The following is a 1,591-nucleotide window of genomic DNA, read 5'->3' as shown; positions in this document are numbered from 1 at the left end:
GGTCCACCAGGACCGGGCCTCTTCTGTGTACGGAATATGTGTGGCTAACGAAGAGGCCTGCACCTGCAGCCGGCAGCTGCGCCGGCTGCCTACTGCTGCCGGTAACCCGACGCGTAGTTGCGGGTGGGCCGGACGCCGGGCCGCTGAAGCGGGACCCACAGCTTGTACCGGTCGGCCCGGTAGTAGGACACGGAGTAGTCCACCATGGCGCGGGCCACGAAGGCGTGCCGCTGGATCTTCAGCAGCGGCGCGCCGATTTCGACGTTAAGCAGACGGGCGGTGGACGGCGACGCTGCCGTTGCCTCGATCATGTCCTCGCCCCATTCCATGACCAGGCCGAACTGCTCGCTCAGGACGTTGTAGAGGGAGGTGGGCGGCTCGCCGTCGAGCAGCCCCGGCACCCGGTGGGCCGGGATGAAGTTCTCATCCACGCTCATCGGCTCGTTGTCGGCCAGCAGGAGCCGCCGGAACCGCACCAGGGGTGTTCCCTCCTCAAGCTGCAGTTCACGGGCCAGGAAGGCGCTGGCGGCGATCTGCTCGAAGCTCAGCACCTTGGCAGCTGGCACCATGCCACGGCGCTGCATCTCCTCGCTGTAGGAGGTCAGCTTGACCTGCAGGTCCAGCTTGGGCTTCCGGACGAACGTTCCGAGGCCAACCACACGCTCAATGACCTCCTCACCCACCAGTGCGTCGATGGCCTGGCGGACGGTCATCCGGGCGAGGCCAAAACGCTCGGCCAGGTCACGTTCCGAGGGCAGCGCCGAGCCTGGCGGGCATGACGTTGCGATGTAGCTCCGGAGTATCTCGCGGAGTTGGACATAAATAGGCGTCCCGCTGGTCCTGTCGATTTCACCGGCAATGCCGGCCAACTTAGCTGCCACGCCGGCCGCTCCTGTCATGCATGCTCACAGTTCAAGGGTAAGCCAACGAGGCTGCAGGTCTAGACCACACAGGTTCGCTGTGCAGCGCAGGCCAACAGCCGGGCTGCGGGGCCGATATTCTTAAGGACGAACAAAACAGAAGACGACGGCGGCTTCCCCCCACTGTGCCTTACCGTCCGACATGAAGGAGTCCAGTTGCCCGTTCGCAAGGCAATAGTTTCTGCGGCCATCGGCCTGCACGCCCGGCCGGCGGCGGTGTTTGTCCGTGCCGTCACCGAGACAGGGTTACCGGTAACCATCCGCAAGGACGGCATTGACGCCGTTGACGCCCGTTCCCTGCTCGAGGTCATGACCGCCGACTTCAATTACGGGTGCGAGGTCGAGCTCGCGGTTAAGGAATCGGCTCTGCCCGACGGCAGGAGCCTCGGCGACGCCGAGGACGCGCTTACGGGCCTCGTTGAGCTGCTGGCGTCGCAGAAGGCCAGCTGAGGCCGCCAGGCGTACAGGAACGGCCGCTGCCCCAACAGCGGCAGCAAACATTTCATGTCCGCCGTGGTTTTTATGCGGTTTGCCAGGAATACCTTTGTTCATTTGGGATTGCTGCTGCTGATTGAACTGATCCAAACCGAATTCCTCCTTTTTTTTCAGATCAGCTGTATTTTGTGTCAGTCTGCCGTTTATTATGCAGAAGCCTAAAAGGAATTATATGC

The 1,591-nt window shown here is 62.7% G+C and carries 2 protein-coding genes; one reads left to right on the top strand and one right to left on the bottom strand.

Annotated elements, in window-relative coordinates; all coding sequences use genetic code 11:
• Positions 1-89: 89 nt before the first annotated feature.
• Positions 90-899, bottom strand: a complete 810-nt coding sequence (locus ACFUTU_RS21400; RefSeq protein WP_377967962.1) for a GntR family transcriptional regulator — start codon at positions 897-899, stop codon at positions 90-92.
• 177 nt (positions 900-1,076) lie between these two features.
• On the opposite strand from ACFUTU_RS21400, the gene ACFUTU_RS21395 reads away from it, so the two are divergent.
• On the top strand, positions 1,077-1,370 hold the full coding sequence (locus ACFUTU_RS21395) for an HPr family phosphocarrier protein (protein WP_377967960.1): 294 nt from the start codon (positions 1,077-1,079) through the stop codon (positions 1,368-1,370).
• The last annotated feature ends 221 nt before the right edge of the window (positions 1,371-1,591 follow it).

Origin of the sequence: Arthrobacter sp. NPDC057388 (genome assembly GCF_042668165.1) — a bacterium.
Lineage (GTDB): Bacteria > Actinomycetota > Actinomycetes > Actinomycetales > Micrococcaceae > Arthrobacter.
Note: the sequence above shows the minus strand (reverse complement) of the source record. Positions and strands in the feature narration are given on the sequence as shown.

What these genes read in the sequence shown, in the direction of transcription:
- ACFUTU_RS21400 (WP_377967962.1), bottom strand. Translation starts at nt 899, where the DNA reads ATGACAGGAGCGGCCGGCGTGGCAGCTAAGTTGGCCGGCATTGCCGGT.